We start from the raw sequence: 15,292 nt of genomic DNA on the forward strand, positions 1-15,292 counted from the left end.
ATCAGCCCATGCGCATGGTCATTTGCTGTTTGCTGCTCAGCACCGGTTTGCTTGCGGCAGTACCCTCCCCGGCTGAGCAAAATGCGCTTCCAGCTACCGAGCGGCAGGTGGAAGAGGTGGTCACGCGCCTGACGGGGATCATGACGACCACCCAGCAAGCACAAAGCGATGCCGCCCGGCCCGATGTGCGGATGACCACCTGCTCTGTGCAGCTTGAAGGCGACAAGTCAAAAGCTATCTATCTTTACCAGGAACAGACGATGTCGAACAATCTGGGTGCGCCTTACCGGCAGCGCCTGTTGCGCATCGCCGCGAGCGCCGACGGCCGCGCGGTCGAATCGGCAGGATTCAAATTCGTCGAGGCGAAACCTCTGGCGGGACTGTGCGCCAAACCCGCCGCCGAGCGGCTGATCGCACCCATGGCTCTGGACGGCGATCCGACTTGTACTGTGCGGCTGGTACAGGCGGGCGACAAGTACATGGGCACCACCCCGGAGGGTGGTTGTCAGAGCAACGTGCGTGGGGCGGCGCGGATCACCAACGAGATCACCTTATATAAAGAAGGTATGGACACCCGGGACCGGGGCTTTGACGCCCAGGGCAACCAGGTGTGGGGAGCCAAGGAAGAACCGTACCGGTTTCGTCGGTTGACCCCCTGAGGGCCGGGCGGTACGGGCAGGATCTCTATACTGAAAGTGAGCCCAGGCGAGGAGATGACGATGGCACCCGAGGAAAACCCGAGCCCCACGGAGAGCACCCCACCACCACCGGAGGCCGCTCCCCCCGGCGCCGAATCGAAAGCCAGTGTCCAGGAGCGCCTCGATCGGGCGCTGCACGAGGCGGCGCGCAAGCTCGAAGAGACCGCCGAGCAGTTCGAGCGCCTGGGTTCCCAGGGCACCAAGGCAAGCGAATACTCCCAAAAAGTCGCCTCGCAACTGCGCACGGGCGCGCGCTACTTAGAAGGCGCCGAAGTCGACGATCTGTTGGAGCGCACCCGCTCGACCGTCCGGCGCTATCCGGTGGCGAGCCTCGGGATCGCCTTTGGAGTCGGCTTTGTCCTGGCCCGCTTGCTCAAACGCTAGGAGAGACGGGTCCATGCGCCAGAGCGAACCGAGCCTCAAAGATCTGCTGACCGAACTGGTGGGCCAGTTCGAGCAATTGGTAGTCCAGCACATTCGCCTGGCTCGGCAGGAGTTCACCGCCGACGGCCAGAAGCTGGCCTTCCACGCGGGCGGGGTCGTGCTCGGGCTGCTCCTGTTGGTGCTCGGCATGGCCTTTGCCGGGGTGGCCCTGCTGGTCGGATTGCAACTGGTGCTACCGACCTGGGCGGCGGCGATCGTTGTTGCTTTGCTGTTTTTAAGTAGCGGCAGCCTCATCGCGGCGGGGTCAATGCGCAACCTCAAGCGCAACAGCCCGGGGCGGGCCATCGAAGAAGCGCAGGAGACGATCACATGGCTGATTCGCAGGAAGTAACCGTGGCCGCCAACGGCAAACCGGCCCCCTCCGGGGCGCCCGAGACCGCACCGCTTGCCGAGGCGGACCTGCAGCGCACCCGCGAGCGCATCGCCCAGACCGCCAGCGCCATCGAACAGCGCGTCAAAGCAGATCTCAACTGGCGCACCTGGGTGAATCGCTACCCCCTGGGCGCCGTGGGCGTGGCCGCCGCCGCCGGAGCCCTGGTCGCCTTGGGCCTGCCCGGGGGGAGCAAGCGCAGAGCAAACCGCGACGAAGTGATCGCCCGGGAGGTGGGCAAAAGTTCGCTCGTCGCCTCGGTAGTCTCGACAGTGGCCACCCTCGCCCTGCGCGAGGGAGCCCGCATCGTCGTCGAGCGGTTTCTAGGCGACGGCAAAAAGCCTGAATAGCTAGCGCCGGGCTGCTTCGAGGGCCACTACTTCGAATTTGTAGACTTCGATCACTGGGTTGGCGAGCATCTGATCACAAAGGCGGTCGACCTGATGGCGCGCTTCGGCGTCGTTGTCCGCCTCCAGTTCGAGTTCGATGTACTTGCCGATGCGCACATTGGCGACGCTGGCGTACCCCAGTTGTTGCAGGCCGGAGCGCACCGCCACACCCGCCGGATCGAGAACGGAGGGACGCAGCGTTACCCGGATAGTTGCTTTGTAGTGCATACGTCTGCTGCTTCGGCTGATTGTAGGGCCAATTTTAGCAATTCCACCCCCGCCGATATACTGTTTGAGCATCAGTAAGGAGAGACGGAGAGACGATGAGTGCGCGATTGGCGGCGATTGTACTGGCGGCGGGCAAAGGCACCCGCATGCGCTCCACCCTGCCCAAGGTGCTGCATCCCCTGGCGGGCAGCACCATCCTCGAACGGGTGCTCGCCGCGTTGGGCGAACTTGCCTTGGCCGAATGCTTTATTGTCGTGGGTCAGGGGGCCGAGCTGGTGCGCGGGCGCATCGCCCGTCCGGGGGTCCAGTTTGTGGAGCAAACCGAACAGCGGGGCACCGGGCACGCCGTTCAGCAGGTGATCCCGCACCTGGAGGGCTTCGAGGGCGAAGTCCTGGTGCTCAACGGCGACGCGCCGCTGTTGCGGCCCAGCACGGTCGCCCATCTGGTCGAAAAACACCGCAGCTTCGCGGCCGACGCCACGATTCTCGCCGCCCGGATCGCCGATCCGGGCGGCTATGGCCGGGTGTTCCTCGACGCCGATGGCCGGGTGCGCCAGGTGATCGAAGATCGCGATTGTACCGAGGAGCAGCGCCGCAACGACTTGATCAACGGCGGAGTCTACTGCTTTCGGTGGCCTGCGCTGATGACGGTATTGCCTGCATTGAGCGCCGACAACGACCAGGGCGAGCTGTACCTGCCGGACGCACTGCCGATGCTCACCCACGTGCGCGCCGTCGCAGTGGAAGACCCCCAGGAGATCTTTGGAATCAACGACCGGCTGCAACTGTCCCAGGCGAGCCGCATCCTGAATGAGCGCACGCTGGTGGGGTTGATGCTCTCGGGGGTGACCATCGTCGACCCGTTGCGGGTCACCATCGACGAGACCGTCGAAATCGAACCGGACGTGGTGATCGAGCCGGAGACCCACCTGCGCGGCGCCACCCGCATCGCCGGAGGCTGCCGCATCGGTCCCGGGACCCTGCTGGAAGATACGGTCGTGGGGGCGGGCACCGAAATTCTGTACTCGGTCTTGCGCCGTTCGCGCGTGGGAGCGCACTCCACCATCGGTCCGTACTCACACCTGCGGCCCGGTGCCGATGTGGGCTCCCACTGCCGGGTCGGCAACTACGTAGAAATCAAAAACGCCACCATCGGCGATCACACCAACGCGGCGCACCTGAGCTATGTGGGCGACGCAAGTGTCGGCGAGCGGGTCAACTTCGGCGCCGGCACGATCGTGGTTAACTACGACGGCAAACACAAGCACCGTACCGAAATCGGCGACGGGGTGCGTACCGGCGCCAACTCCTGCCTGGTGGCCCCGCTCAAGCTGGGCGACGGGGTGACCGTCGCCGCCGGCTCCACCGTCACCGAAGATGTGCCCTGCGGATTGGTGATTGCCCGCAGCCGCCAGGTGGTGAAGCCCGACTGGAAAGCGCCCTACGAGCGCACCGAGGATGGTTAGCCGCCCGCCAGGGGATCAAAGATTTTCTCCCACTGCCGGGCGCCCAGTAATCCGATCCCCGGTTCGTAGGTGAGGTCGTACTTGAGCGGGGTGATCGCGATACACCCCTCGCCCACGGCGACCACGTCGCTGTCGGGGGCTTCCTCCGATTCGATCACTTCTCCGGCCAACCAGTAATAGTTGACCCCGCGCGGATCGACGCGCTTGACGAACTGGTCGCGGTAGCGGCGCATTCCCAGACGGCAGACGCGCGCGCCGAGGATCTCACTTTCCGGAAGGGCCGGCACATTGACGTTGAGCAAGAACGCCTCCGGCAGCGGCTGCACCTCCAGAGCCCGCACAAAGCGCACCAAAAAATCGGCCGCCGGCTGAAAGTCGCAGCGGACGCGGCTTGCGAGCGAAACGGCAATGCTCGGCAAGCCTTCGATCGTCCCTTCCATGGCCGCCGAGACCGTGCCCGAGTACAGGACATCCGAACCCAAATTCGCTCCGCAGTTGATCCCCGAGACCACCAGATCGGGCCGTTCGCCCAGCAGCGCGTCAAGACCCAGCTTCACCGAGTCGGAGGGGGTGCCGTTGATTGCCCAGGCCGCCAGTCCCGGCTCGAAGAGGTTTTCGACCGCTTCGGCGCGCAGGGGCTTGTGCATCGTGAGGGCGTGGCCCGTGGCCGAGCGCTCGCGATCCGGGCAGACCACCGTCACGGTATGACCGGCACGATGGAGGGTATTGGCCAGGGTGCGGATACCCTGGGCGAGGATGCCGTCGTCGTTGCTGACAAGAATGCGCATGGCTCTATTATTTCATCCCCCGCCCCGACCACCGCGCGTTGCCAGAACACCGTAAATGTCAGCATGCCGGCGACACATCGCTCGCCCGTTGCCTGCGCATCGCCTGTAATGCAGGTGATGCCACCCATTCGGTCACCGCATGCGTGTGGGCGCTCCCTGACTATTGTTAACCTTGCCTTAATCGAATTTCGTTACCCTGGGGGCGCTCAGTGTTTACTGTGCTGGACAACAACGTTCCCCAGACAAAAAAGGTTGAGAACCTATGCAGACCAACAAGTGGACCCGCAGGGCTTTTGTTTCGGTAGTGGCTCTGGCTTCACTCGCTTCTCCCCTGTTGACGCAGGTCGCCCACGCCCTGACCCTCAGCGGCGCCGGCGCAACGTTCCCGCAGCCACTCTATGAAAAGTGGTTCTTCGAGTACAACAAGAAGAACCCCGATGTCAAAATCAACTACCAGGGCATCGGCAGCGGCGGCGGCATCAACCAGATCACCAACAAGACGGTTGATTTCGGCGCTTCCGACGCGGCAATGAACGACGAGCAGCTCGCCAAGGTCGGCGGCTCCTCGAAGATGCTGATGCTGCCCATGACCGCCGGTGCAGTGGCTATCACCTTTAACGTGCCCGGTGTGAAGTCGGGTTTGCGGATCACCCGCGTGGCTTTGACCGATATTTTTCTGGGCAAGGTCACCAAGTGGAACGACCCGGCCATCGCCTCGGTCAACCGCGACGTCAAGCTGCCGGATTTGCCCATCGCCGTGGTGCGCCGCTCCGACAGCTCCGGTACGACCTTTATCTTCACCAACCACCTGTCGGCGATCAAATCCTCGGATTGGTCCGAGAAAGTCGGCAAGGGCACCTCGGTGAACTGGCCCACCGGCATCGGCGCCAAGGGCAACCAGGGCGTCTCCGCCCAGGTCCAGCAGACTCCCGGTGCGATTGGCTATGTCGAGTACGCCTACGCCACCGAGAACAACCTGCCGGTGGCCGCGGTCGAAAACCGCGAAGGCAAGTTCGTGCTGCCGACGGTCAAGGCGACCGAGACCGCCCTCGACGGGACCAAGTACCCCGAAAATTTCCGCGTCTTCATCGAAGATCCGGACGGGGCCGGTTCCTATCCGATCGTGGGCCTCACCTGGCTGCTGGTGTACAAAGAAGGCAACGACAAGGCCAAGGCCGCTGAACTGAAGAAGTTCGTCAACTGGGCCTTGACCGAGGGGCAACAGTACGTCGAGCCCCTCAAGTACACCCCGCTGCCTGCCGCCGTCTCCAAAAACGTGATCAAGGCGGCCGAGCAGATCAAGTAAACATCCACCGACCATTTGCCATTCCAAGAAGGGTTATGCAGACGCAACCATCGAACCAGCTCGAAGCTCCCGAGAACCTGACCGCCGGCGGGGGTTCTTTACAACCCGACACCATTGCCCGCGGTGTGTTCCTGGTGGCGGCCCTGGCTGTCGTCGGCACCCTCTTCTGGATGGCGTTCGTGGTCGCCCGCGACGCACTGCCCGCCATCTCCAAATTCGGCCTCGGTTTTCTGGTCAACTCGACCTGGGATCCGGTCGTCGAGGAGTTTGGCGGGCTCACTTTCGTCTTTGGGACAGTCGCCAGTTCCGCCATCGCCATGCTCCTGGCGGTGCCGGTGGGCCTTGGAATCGCGATTTTCTTGACCGAGGACTTTCTGCCGGAGTGGGTTCTCACTCCCATCGCCTTTATGGTCGAGTTGCTCGCCGCCATCCCGAGTGTCGTCTACGGACTGTGGGGCATCTTCGTGATGATCCCGATCGTCCGTGCGGTCGAAACGTTTTTAAATCAAACCCTGGGCTGGATCCAGATTGGCGGCAAATCGATCTTCGGTGTGCCCTACGGGCCGGGCCTGCTCACGGCGGGCATACTTTTGGCCATTATGATTTTGCCCACCATCGCCTCCATTAGCCGCGATGTGCTCAGGGCGATCCCGCGCAGTCTGCGCAACGGCTCGCTGGCCCTCGGCGCCACCCGCTGGGAGACGATTTTCCGGGTGCTCCTGCCTGCGGCCTCCTCGGGGGTCGTCGGCGCCTGTATCCTGGGCCTTGGCCGCGCCCTGGGCGAGACGATGGCCGTCACCATGGTCATCGGCAACACGCCGCAAATCGACACGTCGATCTTTGCCCCTGCCTACACGATTGCTGCTTTGCTTGCCAACGAGTTCGCCGAGGCCAACACCCCGGTGCACATCGGCGCGCTGTTTTTCGCAGCTCTGCTGCTGTTTGTGATCACGCTGTTGGTCAATGTCGTCGCTGAGTTGATCGTGCGCAGAGTCTCGCTGGAGCGCAACTAAACCGCCATGACAACCTCCCTTAGGCCCGAACAGCCGGTTTCCGACGATCTGACAAGCCCGCTCGAACCGGGGCGGGCGCTGTTTACGACCAGCATGACCACCCTGTCGGTCGTCTTCACGTTCTTTGCGATCATCCCGCTTTTTTCGGTGCTGATCTACGTACTCATCCAGGGTTTCTCCTCCTTGAGCCCGGACATCTTCACCGAGTTGCCCGCCCCGGCCGGCACCCCCGGCGGCGGCTTCGGCAACGCCATTCAGGGCACGCTGCTGATGGTGGGCATTGCTGCACTGATCAGCGTCCCGTTTGGGGTACTTTCGGGTATTTTTCTTTCTGAGTATGCCCGCGACGATCGGGGGATCATTGAAGTTGTCCGCTTCGGGGTCAACGTTCTGGCCGGTGTGCCTTCGATCGTGATCGGTGTATTCGCCTACGGCGTGGTGGTGCTCTCCACCAAGACCTTCTCGGCTTACGCGGGAGGCTTCGCCCTCGCCATCTTGATGCTGCCCATCATCGTGCGCACGACCGAAGAGGCGCTCAAACTAGTGCCCTGGGAATTGCGCCTGGGCTCGCTGGGACTGGGAGCCGATCGCTTCAACACGATCGCCCGGGTGATCGTCCCGGCGGCCCTGCCGGGGATCATCACCGGCGTGATGCTCGCGGTCTCCCGCGCCGCCGGTGAGACGGCGCCGCTGCTGTTTACCGCGCTGTTCAGCCAGTACTGGATTGACAAGGTGGGCCAGCCGACCGCTTCGCTGGCGGTGTTAATCTTTAACTACGCGACCACACCCTACGCAGATCTGCAACGCAAGGCGTGGGGAGCTTCCCTCCTGCTACTGATCTTGGTGCTGGCCATCAGCATCATCTCCCGTTATGTCTTCCGTCGTCGTTTCTAAATTGGGATATTTCCGCAATGAGCAGTGAGCAGCTTCAAGCCGATCAGGTGCCCACCAAGGCCGGTATCGCCTACAAAGTGCGCAACATGGCCTTTTTCTACGGCACCAAGAAGGCCCTCGATAATATCAGCGTCGATCTTCCCGCCAAGTCGGTCACGGCGATTATCGGCCCCTCCGGCTGTGGCAAATCCACCTTTATCAAGGCCCTCAACCGCATCGCCGAGGCGGAGACCAAGGTACGCATCGACGGGCAAATCGAACTGTTCGGTCAAAACATTTACGATCCCAAAGTCAACATCACCCGTCTGCGCCGCCGCGTCGGCATGGTCTTCCAGCGGCCCAACCCGTTTCCGATGACCATCTACGACAACATCACCTACGGGCCGCGGGTGTTTGGATTTAAGGGCAACTACGACGAAATCGTCGAGACGAGCCTGCGCAGAGCCGCCCTCTGGAACGAAGTCAAAGACAAAGTCAAGACTTCGGCCCTCGGTCTTTCGGGCGGCCAGCAGCAGCGCCTGTGCATCGCACGCTCCCTAGCGGTCAATCCCGACGTGCTCTTGATGGACGAACCGTGCTCAGCCCTCGACCCGATCGCTACGCTGCGCATCGAAGAACTCATCGAGACGCTGCGCGATCAGTTCACGATCATCATCGTGACCCACAACATGCAGCAGGCGGGCCGCGTCTCCCAGAACACCCTCTTTTTCAACACCGACGAGAGCCGCATCGGCCAACTGGTCGAAAATGGTCCCACCAAGGAGATCTTCTTTTCTCCCAAGGACAAGCGCACCGAAGATTACATTTCCGGCCGCTTCGGTTGATTCACACCGCCTAGAGTTCACAATCTATGGCCGAGGCCCGTTTTTGTTTTCAAGAACGGGCCTCTGAGTCGGTTATTTTTTGTGCAGACCGCTGCGCGGATGGGCCAGATCGTAGACGCGCCGAAGGCCTTGGGCGACGGTGGGTTGTCGGCCTGCAGCGGCCTGAGTCGAGCGCAGGCCTAGCAGCGCCTGCACGTCTACCGGATCGGTTCCCCCCTCCAGCAGGTGGGCGGCGTAGCTGTTGCGCAGCTGCTGTGCAGTGACTCCGTAGCGGGACAGGTATGCCTGCAGGGCACGCACGCTCAACCGATGGCCGCGCCGAGAGACAAACAAAGCCCGCTCGGCAATGCCGGCCGCCAAACCTGGCCTGCCACACCGAAGGTAGTCGAGGAGGGCGGCATACAAGCGCGGATCCAGCAGGACGTCGCGCTGCGGCAGCCGCCACAGCCCGCGCTCCCAGTCCAGGTTCTCCAGGTTGGCTGCACTCACCTCCGCCGAACGCAATCCACCCGCATACAGGGCCAGGATCAAGGCCCGATGGCATACACCGCAGGCGTCATCGCCCACCGCACCCAGCAGGGCTTCCAATTGCTGCGGGCGCAACGGCGGCGGCCCGGGCACACGCGAGGTCTCTGTGGGCAAAGCCGCCGCCGGATCGGCAGCGATGACGCCCTGCCGGTGCAAATACCCATAGAACACCCGCAGGCTGCTGCGCTTGCGACGCAACGTGCCGTGGCCGATCCCCCGCTCGCCAAGCTGGACAAGATAGCTTCGCAACTGCTCCGGCCGCGCTGCGAGGGGATTGGCCGTTTGGAGATAGCCGAACCATTGCTTGAGATCGCAGCGGTAGGCCCGGCAGGTGGCAGGCTGCAGCCGACGCTCGCGCTCCAGATAATCCCAAAAGTCGTCGAGGCAACTCACGCCCGCCCCATCTGCTCAAACCAGCGTTTTGTGGGTGTGGCTGTGCTGCTTGACGTTGTCGCTGTCGCTGATCAGCCTTTCTCCTCCCAGAATGCGGCGAAAGGCAGGATCATAATGGAGCCTGAATTGCCCGGTCTCGGGAGTGCAAACCTCCCCCACAGGCACCAAGCGCAGGTCGCTTTTGGCTTTGTAGGTGCGGGCAGCCGCCTGGGTGCGGCCCAGAAAATCGTGGCAGACATGGGCATCTTCGCCCAGAATGTCCGTGGGCAGCACCGGGCGCTGATCAACAATGACCGCACCGAGAGTGGTGGCATAAATCTTGAGATAGGAGGTACGGTTGCCGCGGCTCATCGCCTCGAGCGCGGTCGCCGGGATAGGCTCCACCACCCGCACGGGATCGGTTTTGCCCTCCGCATTCTTTTGGTAGCACAGAGCCACTCCCACAACCACATAGTCCATGGCGCTCAAGTGTGCCAGTTGCTGGGTGTAGCTCACGGTTACCTCGCTTTTTGACCATTGCTTACGTACAGGATAGGACCGTTTGCTGTGCCTGCGGAGCGATCTTGAGGTTAACAGTATGTGTCATTTTGCTGCGGACTATGGCGAAGCGTCCCGGACCGCTACTATATAAGGGCTGCCACCCTACAATTTCACTTTATCTGTGTCTCAAGAGTATACCCAGAACCTTCGAGCCGGTTTCGACAGGCTCAATTTGCCCGAACTGCGCAAGTTGGAGCGGACGGAGGCAGGTTTGGCAAAGGCATTCCTAAAATCCGCCCGGATTCTGCACAGGCAGCTCGAGCGGGTCGAAGCCGCCGTGCAACGCGACAAAGAGCCCGACACCCTGAGTGTGACCGTGGCGGCCCTCTTTGCCCGTATGGTCCGCCATTATTACTCCCATACCGCTCTGGAGGTTTACCGCGACACGGTGGCGTCGCGGTTCGTACTGGACCAGCTTTATCGGGTGGGGGTCACGATGCTCTATCTCATCGAAAAACCCCACGGCTTTGAAACTTACGTCGCAGAGTCTCAACCCTATCTGCGCCGTTTGGTCGACATTGTCGAGGAGCAGCTGGTCGCTTTTCCAGAGCATGGCGAGCTGGTCTCCATCCGCCAGACCCTGCGCTCGATGCTCAACCGTCAGGGGGGGCCCGTACCGCTTAAGAGTGCCGACAACCTCGACGAGCGCGCCCGGTGGCAAGGGCTGCAGTTTCTGAGTGACCCGGCCCGCAAAATTCGCCTGCTCGCGCCACCGGGAAGCTGGCTCGATCTGCAACTGGAAAATTCGCGCGCGGCCCAGGTGCGCGGTCGCGTCAACTTTACCCACCTGCGCGATGCCGCTCACCTTTGCCTGCACGTTACCCAGGCTTTGCTTGAGGCGGATGACCTTGAAGTCGCAGGGCTTAACCAGCGGACGCTGAACACCTTGTTTGAATGGTTCTACGAGGCCCATGCTCTCTACGAGTCGCAGGTGCGCTCGGTCAACTAGCGATGCCTGCCGCTAGCCGGCTCCTCGGCTCATTCGGTAGGTAAACTCACTGACGGAGGGATTGGGCCGGTTGGGAAAAAGCGTACCGGTGGTGCGCTTCCAGTCGTGTTCGGAAGGCACTATTGCGGTGAGTACGCCTTCGCTGCTCTGACGCACCAGCATCCACATCTTGCCGTGCTCGCCGCAAAAAAACTCCTCCAACCACGCGCAGTTATCTACGTACTCGCTTTTCTGGCTGATGAGCAAAGCAGCCTGCTTGCGCGGAATCCCGCCCTCCGCAGTCATTTCCGAAAGGTGGGTATAGAACAGGTGGTACTTCTGGCTGCCGAGGCGCCACAGACGGGCCTCGCAATGGGGGCAGTGGAATCGATCGACCTTACTTCGCTTGCTGCGCTTGCCCGGCATGACTCTTTCCCGGCCTGAGGCCCTAGAAGTGCTCGAAAGAAAAATGCATGCCCGCCGCCTCCGCTGAGGATGACCGGCTTCGAAGCGCGTGGCTTGCTATGTTTGTAAAAATGTCTCCCGCGCACGGGCAGGGCTCACCTGGGGACCTTCCGCTGGCTGAGCGACTATCAAAAGAACACACTCCGAAGCGACCAATCACTTGCCTCGCCAAATCAGCAGAGCCCACAGAACTTTAAACACGACATAGAGAAAACCTAACATACCTACGGCGGTCGAAGCTCAGAGGTCACCCACACTAAGAACCAAAAAAGCCTGCAACTCAGCTGTGGAAGGTGTCTTAGAAGCCGCCTTCTTCCGGACTGGTCCAGCGATCCTACGCCTCTTCAAGTGGGTAACCAGGGTGAACAAGTCATAACCCCTCGATACAATCCCGTGAGAGAAACAGAGTGTTAACAGCCAGAACCTTATCAAACGTTAGGTATGTCACGCAAGCCCGTTATAAAAATTAGCACTTAACTACTAACTGGATTTGCTAGTCTGTCTTAGCAAAGAATCAAGGAACCCGGAGTCGCTTTTACAACCGAAAAGCAACTTTCAGGTAATAAAGTCTGGGCATTGCAGGGGGCAGGAGCGACAAAAATGCGTCATCTGCTTCACGCTCTTTGAAAAACAGTGAGCTTCTGCCGATCCCCAGGGCTTATAGTCAACCACCCTACGTTTTTCGATAGTTCTGTGCTCCGTGATACTGACTACGCGAAAACACGTAGCTACTTTGTAAACACTTGCAAATCGTCAAACGAAGAGTGATGCAGGGTAAAAACCCTGCGAGATGCGGTTCAGGCACCGCGGCAGGCTGCTTAAGACGACACCTCTGAGTGCGCTTGAACGGTCTCTCGAAAGGGAGGCCGTTCGCGCATTTTTTTTTTGCACGGGCAATTGCCTGAGTCACACGGAGAGCAACGATGCAAAAGCGCAACTGGCGAGAGTGGACAATCCTTCCTGGCTTGCTGGCTTTGCTAGGGACAGCGCCGATGGTCGGGTCCGCCTCAGCGATGACCCTGAGCGCCTACGACCGGGTCTCAGTAACCGTTGTCAACGGCGAAGAATTCAGTTCGGCGGGTGAGCAGGGCTTCGTGGTCGGTGCCGACGGCAACATTTTTGTGCCCCAGCTGGGCCGCATCCCAGCTGCCGGTCGCGAAGAGCTCGAGTTGCAGCAGGAACTCGCCCAGCGGTTGCGGGAGTACATCCGCGTGCCCGATGTGCAGGTGCGGCTGGTCTCGATGAGTTCGGTGGCTGTTGACGTAAGTGGTTCGGTCTACCGTCCTGGTCTGGTTACTTTACAACCACCCGCCTCAGTGGCCACCAAGATGGAAGTCGGCGCGGTGCGCACCGTTTACAACGCCATTAAAGAGGCGGGGGGAGTGCGCCCCGACGCAAACCTGGCCCAAATCGAACTGGAGCGCAACGGCCAGCGCACGCGTCTACCCCTGGGGCAGGATGTTCCGGTGATCAGCGGCGATCGCATTGTCGTCGCGAGTCTTGGCCCGGGGCAGTACGAGATGGCGAACCTGCCTTCGCAGTTGGCTCCTGAGCAGATTACCGTCTACGTCTCCGGTCAGGATCTGCCCAGCAACGCGGTCGGCCCGGTCAAAGTCCGGCCCGGCACCACCCTGGCGGGAGCGCTCACTGCGGCGGGCGGTTCGGGCGAGTCTTTCTTGCGCGGTGGCCGCCAGGTGACTTTGATTCGCACCGACCCGACCAATGGCCAGCGCACGGCCCAGAATTTCCCGGTCGCCCAGGTGATGGACGGCACTAACGATCTCAAGCTGCTCCAGGACGACAGCATCGTGGTCAACGCTGGCTCCCCGGCCAACGCCGAAGGATTTCTGAGCTTGATCCAGCCGTTGCTGATGCCGTTCGTGTGGCTGTTCCGATAATAGGCGTTGGGGTTGACAGATTTACCGCAAACCTAGCTTGGCTAGAAGGATGTTTTTATGAGTAGTGTTGTTGCGATTGGGCGTCGCCATTGGCGTCCGCTGCTGGCGCTCAACAGTGTGTTGCTGGCTGCGACGGTGGGCATTGCTTTGTTTTATCCGCGCACCTGGACTTCGACTGCGCAGCTGATTATTCCAAACAACAGTAGCAGTTTGAGCGCTAATCTCGGGCCGCTGGGCAATTTGCAGCAGCAGGGGCTTACCTACTCCAACCAACTCAATCCAACTGGAATCCAATCAGATATTTTGCTGAGCAGCAACGTGCTTCGCCCCATTTGGGAAAAAGATCCCGAGCGAGCGGAAAAGTTCTCCCGCCTGGAGCAGTACGCCAAGCTTTTCAAAAGCAAGGCGGGCGATCAGTCTACCATTTTGGTGCTTGAAGCCAAAGGTTCTAGTTCTGAGCTTGCAAAGCAGCGCTCAGAAGCGGTGCTGCAGTCCTATCAGCAGCGTCTCAATGAGTTACGCATCGACGACTCGAAGCGGCGCGATCAATTCTCCAAAGAGGAATTGCAGCGCGCCCAAAAAGAGTTGCAGCGCGCCCAGCTTGCGCTTTCTAATTACAAGCAGTCAACAGGGCTGCTCGACGCAGACGAGCAAACGCGCGGGCTTGTAGCGACGCTCAACACGCTGCGCTCCAGCCAGGCGCTGACGCAGGCTCAATCTGAGGCGGCTGCCCAACGCGCCGACAGCCTCGAGCAGGCTGTCGGCATGGACATGGGCCGTGCCACCGCCGCCTTGAATTTGGGAGAGGACAAGGCCTATCAGGCTCTGCGCGCCAAGCTTGCCGATGTCGAATCGCAGCTGGTTCAGGCGCGCGGTTTATACACCGACAAAAACCTGCGTGTCAAGTCGTTGGAGCTGCAGCGCGAAGAACTGCTCGCAAAAATCAAACAGCAAGTGGGCAGCATCGTGCCCGACGCCGCAAAAGTGAACACCTCTTTGGGGGGCAACAACTACCGCGACTCGCGCATCGATCTGATTTTGCAGCTTATCCAGGCCCAGGCTGAGAGTGCTGCCCTGGGCAGACAGTCAGAGCGCATTCAAAACCGCATCGACAGCATCGATTCACAGCTGAAGACCCTCGCTCCCCGCCAAAGCCGGTTGCGCGAGTTGACCCGCCGCTATGAGATCGCCGAAGGCGTCTACAAGGGTATGGTGGCACAGATGCAGCAGGCCAAAGTGAATGCTTTTGACGCTTACCCGAACGTGCAGATTCTCGATGCGCCCTCGGTCAACTCCAGGCCGAGCCCGTCGGGGCTGCTGATTGCGGTCGGCGGGCTGGTGGCGATGCTGTCCGGCAGCATCGCCTTGGCGCTGTGGCTGGAGCGGCGCAATCCGCTACTCGCCCTGCGCGAACTCGAGGGCACCGGACTGCCGGTTCTGGCGCGCATTCCCCGCCTGAAGGAGTCGGCTGCCAAAGTGGCGGAGGCTGAGGAGTTCCGGCAGCTGGCCTCGGTGGTGAGTCTGTTGCCGCTCGAGAGCCGTCGGTTGATGATTACCAGTTCCGGCGTCGGCGAAGGAAAGACCACCGTCACCCTAGGACTTGCCAAGGCACTGCGCGAACTGGGCTTCCGGGTGCTGGTGGTGGACGCTGATTTCCGCCAGGCGGGCTTGGGGCGGCGACTGCAAATCGAAGGGCAGAGCAGCGAACCGGTCGCCCTCGCGCCGTCGTTGAACTTCCTGCCCGCCTGCCTGCCCGAGGCTGGCCTTTCTGTAGGTGAGTACATCGCCAAAGGCCAGTTCACCCGCTACTTGGCGGAACTCGAGCGCACGGGCAATTACGATTACGTGCTCATCGACACAGCGCCGGAGGATCTGGTGGCCGAGACCAAACTCATCGCCGCCGCCATCCGCAACGTGCTCTTTGTGGTGCGCTCGGGCGTGAGCAACCGCGACTCGGTCAACAGCAGCCTGTACACACTGCAGCGCTTCGGCAGCAGCATCAGCCTCGTCATCAACGGCAGCGAGTCCGCCAAGGACGCCTACCGCTATCGCTACGAGCGGCCGGCTTTGCAAGCGGCCGATTCATAAGTCATGTCACCAATGGATGCACCGATTGCAAT

17 protein-coding genes are annotated in these 15,292 nt (G+C 61.3%); 12 read left to right on the forward strand and 5 right to left on the reverse strand.

Annotated elements, in window-relative coordinates:
- The first annotated feature begins 8 nt into the window (after nucleotides 1–8).
- From GLL_RS02285 to GLL_RS02300, 4 genes are read left to right on the forward strand one after another with little or no spacing between them, the layout of a single operon-like run.
- Nucleotides 9–659, forward strand: a complete 651-nt coding sequence (locus GLL_RS02285) for a chromophore lyase CpcT/CpeT (protein ID WP_164928520.1) — start codon at nucleotides 9–11, stop codon at nucleotides 657–659.
- A gap of 60 nt (nucleotides 660–719) precedes the next feature.
- Nucleotides 720–1,082: a hypothetical protein gene (locus GLL_RS02290; protein ID WP_164928521.1), complete on the forward strand. Its 363-nt coding sequence runs from the start codon at nucleotides 720–722 to the stop codon at nucleotides 1,080–1,082.
- A gap of 13 nt (nucleotides 1,083–1,095) precedes the next feature.
- On the forward strand, nucleotides 1,096–1,473 hold the full coding sequence (locus GLL_RS02295) for a phage holin family protein (RefSeq protein ID WP_011140443.1): 378 nt from the start codon (nucleotides 1,096–1,098) through the stop codon (nucleotides 1,471–1,473).
- Nucleotides 1,452–1,862, forward strand: coding sequence for a hypothetical protein (locus GLL_RS02300; protein WP_164928522.1), 411 nt, complete (start codon nucleotides 1,452–1,454; stop codon nucleotides 1,860–1,862). The genes GLL_RS02295 and GLL_RS02300 overlap by 22 nt, the downstream gene beginning before the upstream one ends.
- Here GLL_RS02300 and purS read toward each other — a convergent pair whose 3' ends face one another.
- Nucleotides 1,863–2,129, reverse strand: a complete 267-nt coding sequence (purS, locus tag GLL_RS02305; protein ID WP_011140445.1) for a phosphoribosylformylglycinamidine synthase subunit PurS — start codon at nucleotides 2,127–2,129, stop codon at nucleotides 1,863–1,865. It abuts the gene before it with no gap.
- A gap of 95 nt (nucleotides 2,130–2,224) precedes the next feature.
- On the opposite strand from purS, the gene glmU reads away from it, so the two are divergent.
- A complete protein-coding gene (gene glmU / locus GLL_RS02310) occupies nucleotides 2,225–3,595 on the forward strand; it encodes a bifunctional UDP-N-acetylglucosamine diphosphorylase/glucosamine-1-phosphate N-acetyltransferase GlmU (RefSeq protein ID WP_011140446.1) in 1,371 nt (456 codons plus the stop codon).
- Here the strand turns inward: glmU and surE are convergent.
- Entirely contained in the window at nucleotides 3,592–4,383 is a 792-nt protein-coding gene (surE, locus tag GLL_RS02315; protein WP_011140447.1) for a 5'/3'-nucleotidase SurE, read from the reverse strand. The two genes, glmU and surE, sit on opposite strands and share 4 nt — an antisense overlap.
- Before the next feature lie 262 nt (nucleotides 4,384–4,645).
- On the opposite strand from surE, the gene pstS reads away from it, so the two are divergent.
- Genes pstS through pstB form a run of 4 tightly spaced genes read left to right on the forward strand, consistent with a single transcriptional unit; the run spans nucleotide 4,646 to nucleotide 8,420 of the window.
- The gene (pstS, locus tag GLL_RS02320) at nucleotides 4,646–5,689 is read left to right on the forward strand and encodes a phosphate ABC transporter substrate-binding protein PstS (RefSeq protein WP_011140448.1); all 1,044 of its coding nucleotides are present in this window, start codon (nucleotides 4,646–4,648) and stop codon (nucleotides 5,687–5,689) included.
- A 35-nt stretch (nucleotides 5,690–5,724) separates the two neighbouring features.
- A complete protein-coding gene (pstC, locus tag GLL_RS02325; RefSeq protein WP_011140449.1) occupies nucleotides 5,725–6,702 on the forward strand; it encodes a phosphate ABC transporter permease subunit PstC in 978 nt (325 codons plus the stop codon).
- A gap of 6 nt (nucleotides 6,703–6,708) precedes the next feature.
- Entirely contained in the window at nucleotides 6,709–7,596 is an 888-nt protein-coding gene (pstA, locus tag GLL_RS02330) for a phosphate ABC transporter permease PstA (RefSeq protein WP_011140450.1), read from the forward strand.
- A 17-nt stretch (nucleotides 7,597–7,613) separates the two neighbouring features.
- Complete coding sequence (pstB, locus tag GLL_RS02335) at nucleotides 7,614–8,420, forward strand: phosphate ABC transporter ATP-binding protein PstB (RefSeq protein WP_011140451.1); 807 nt, start codon at nucleotides 7,614–7,616, stop codon at nucleotides 8,418–8,420.
- A gap of 72 nt (nucleotides 8,421–8,492) precedes the next feature.
- Here the strand turns inward: pstB and GLL_RS02340 are convergent, their stop codons facing one another.
- Both GLL_RS02340 and GLL_RS02345 read right to left on the reverse strand, forming a co-directional pair.
- A complete protein-coding gene (locus tag GLL_RS02340) occupies nucleotides 8,493–9,341 on the reverse strand; it encodes a tyrosine-type recombinase/integrase (RefSeq protein WP_011140452.1) in 849 nt (282 codons plus the stop codon).
- Between the two features lie 15 nt (nucleotides 9,342–9,356).
- On the reverse strand, nucleotides 9,357–9,836 hold the full coding sequence (locus GLL_RS02345) for a hypothetical protein (RefSeq protein ID WP_011140453.1): 480 nt from the start codon (nucleotides 9,834–9,836) through the stop codon (nucleotides 9,357–9,359).
- A 166-nt stretch (nucleotides 9,837–10,002) separates the two neighbouring features.
- Between GLL_RS02345 and GLL_RS02350 the strand changes: the two genes are divergently transcribed.
- Nucleotides 10,003–10,830, forward strand: coding sequence for a hypothetical protein (locus GLL_RS02350; protein WP_011140454.1), 828 nt, complete (start codon nucleotides 10,003–10,005; stop codon nucleotides 10,828–10,830).
- A 12-nt stretch (nucleotides 10,831–10,842) separates the two neighbouring features.
- On the opposite strand, the gene GLL_RS02355 is transcribed toward GLL_RS02350, so the two are convergent.
- The gene (locus tag GLL_RS02355; protein WP_011140455.1) at nucleotides 10,843–11,235 is read right to left on the reverse strand and encodes a hypothetical protein; all 393 of its coding nucleotides are present in this window, start codon (nucleotides 11,233–11,235) and stop codon (nucleotides 10,843–10,845) included.
- Nucleotides 11,236–12,266: 1,031 nt separating this feature from the next.
- Here GLL_RS02355 and GLL_RS02360 point away from each other — a divergent pair.
- Together GLL_RS02360 and GLL_RS02365 are read left to right on the forward strand one after the other, a co-directional pair.
- Nucleotides 12,267–13,172: a polysaccharide biosynthesis/export family protein gene (locus GLL_RS02360; RefSeq protein WP_231848348.1), complete on the forward strand. Its 906-nt coding sequence runs from the start codon at nucleotides 12,267–12,269 to the stop codon at nucleotides 13,170–13,172.
- A 57-nt stretch (nucleotides 13,173–13,229) separates the two neighbouring features.
- Entirely contained in the window at nucleotides 13,230–15,260 is a 2,031-nt protein-coding gene (locus GLL_RS02365; RefSeq protein ID WP_011140457.1) for a GumC family protein, read from the forward strand.
- The last annotated feature ends 32 nt before the right edge of the window (nucleotides 15,261–15,292 follow it).

The organism is Gloeobacter violaceus PCC 7421 (assembly GCF_000011385.1).
GTDB classification, from domain to species: domain Bacteria; phylum Cyanobacteriota; class Cyanobacteriia; order Gloeobacterales; family Gloeobacteraceae; genus Gloeobacter; species Gloeobacter violaceus.

Coding starts and splice junctions, on each gene's coding strand:
- GLL_RS02300 (WP_164928522.1), top strand. CDS start 1,452: ATGGCTGATTCGCAGGAAGTAACCGTGGCCGCCAACGGCAAACCGGCC.
- glmU (WP_011140446.1), top strand. CDS start 2,225: ATGAGTGCGCGATTGGCGGCGATTGTACTGGCGGCGGGCAAAGGCACC.
- pstS (WP_011140448.1), top strand. CDS start 4,646: ATGCAGACCAACAAGTGGACCCGCAGGGCTTTTGTTTCGGTAGTGGCT.
- GLL_RS02355 (WP_011140455.1), bottom strand. CDS start 11,235: ATGCCGGGCAAGCGCAGCAAGCGAAGTAAGGTCGATCGATTCCACTGC.
- pstB (WP_011140451.1), top strand. CDS start 7,614: ATGAGCAGTGAGCAGCTTCAAGCCGATCAGGTGCCCACCAAGGCCGGT.
- surE (WP_011140447.1), bottom strand. CDS start 4,383: ATGCGCATTCTTGTCAGCAACGACGACGGCATCCTCGCCCAGGGTATC.
- GLL_RS02285 (WP_164928520.1), top strand. CDS start 9: ATGCGCATGGTCATTTGCTGTTTGCTGCTCAGCACCGGTTTGCTTGCG.
- purS (WP_011140445.1), bottom strand. CDS start 2,129: ATGCACTACAAAGCAACTATCCGGGTAACGCTGCGTCCCTCCGTTCTC.
- GLL_RS02365 (WP_011140457.1), top strand. CDS start 13,230: ATGAGTAGTGTTGTTGCGATTGGGCGTCGCCATTGGCGTCCGCTGCTG.
- pstA (WP_011140450.1), top strand. CDS start 6,709: ATGACAACCTCCCTTAGGCCCGAACAGCCGGTTTCCGACGATCTGACA.
- pstC (WP_011140449.1), top strand. CDS start 5,725: ATGCAGACGCAACCATCGAACCAGCTCGAAGCTCCCGAGAACCTGACC.
- GLL_RS02360 (WP_231848348.1), top strand. CDS start 12,267: ATGGTCGGGTCCGCCTCAGCGATGACCCTGAGCGCCTACGACCGGGTC.
- GLL_RS02290 (WP_164928521.1), top strand. CDS start 720: ATGGCACCCGAGGAAAACCCGAGCCCCACGGAGAGCACCCCACCACCA.
- GLL_RS02295 (WP_011140443.1), top strand. CDS start 1,096: ATGCGCCAGAGCGAACCGAGCCTCAAAGATCTGCTGACCGAACTGGTG.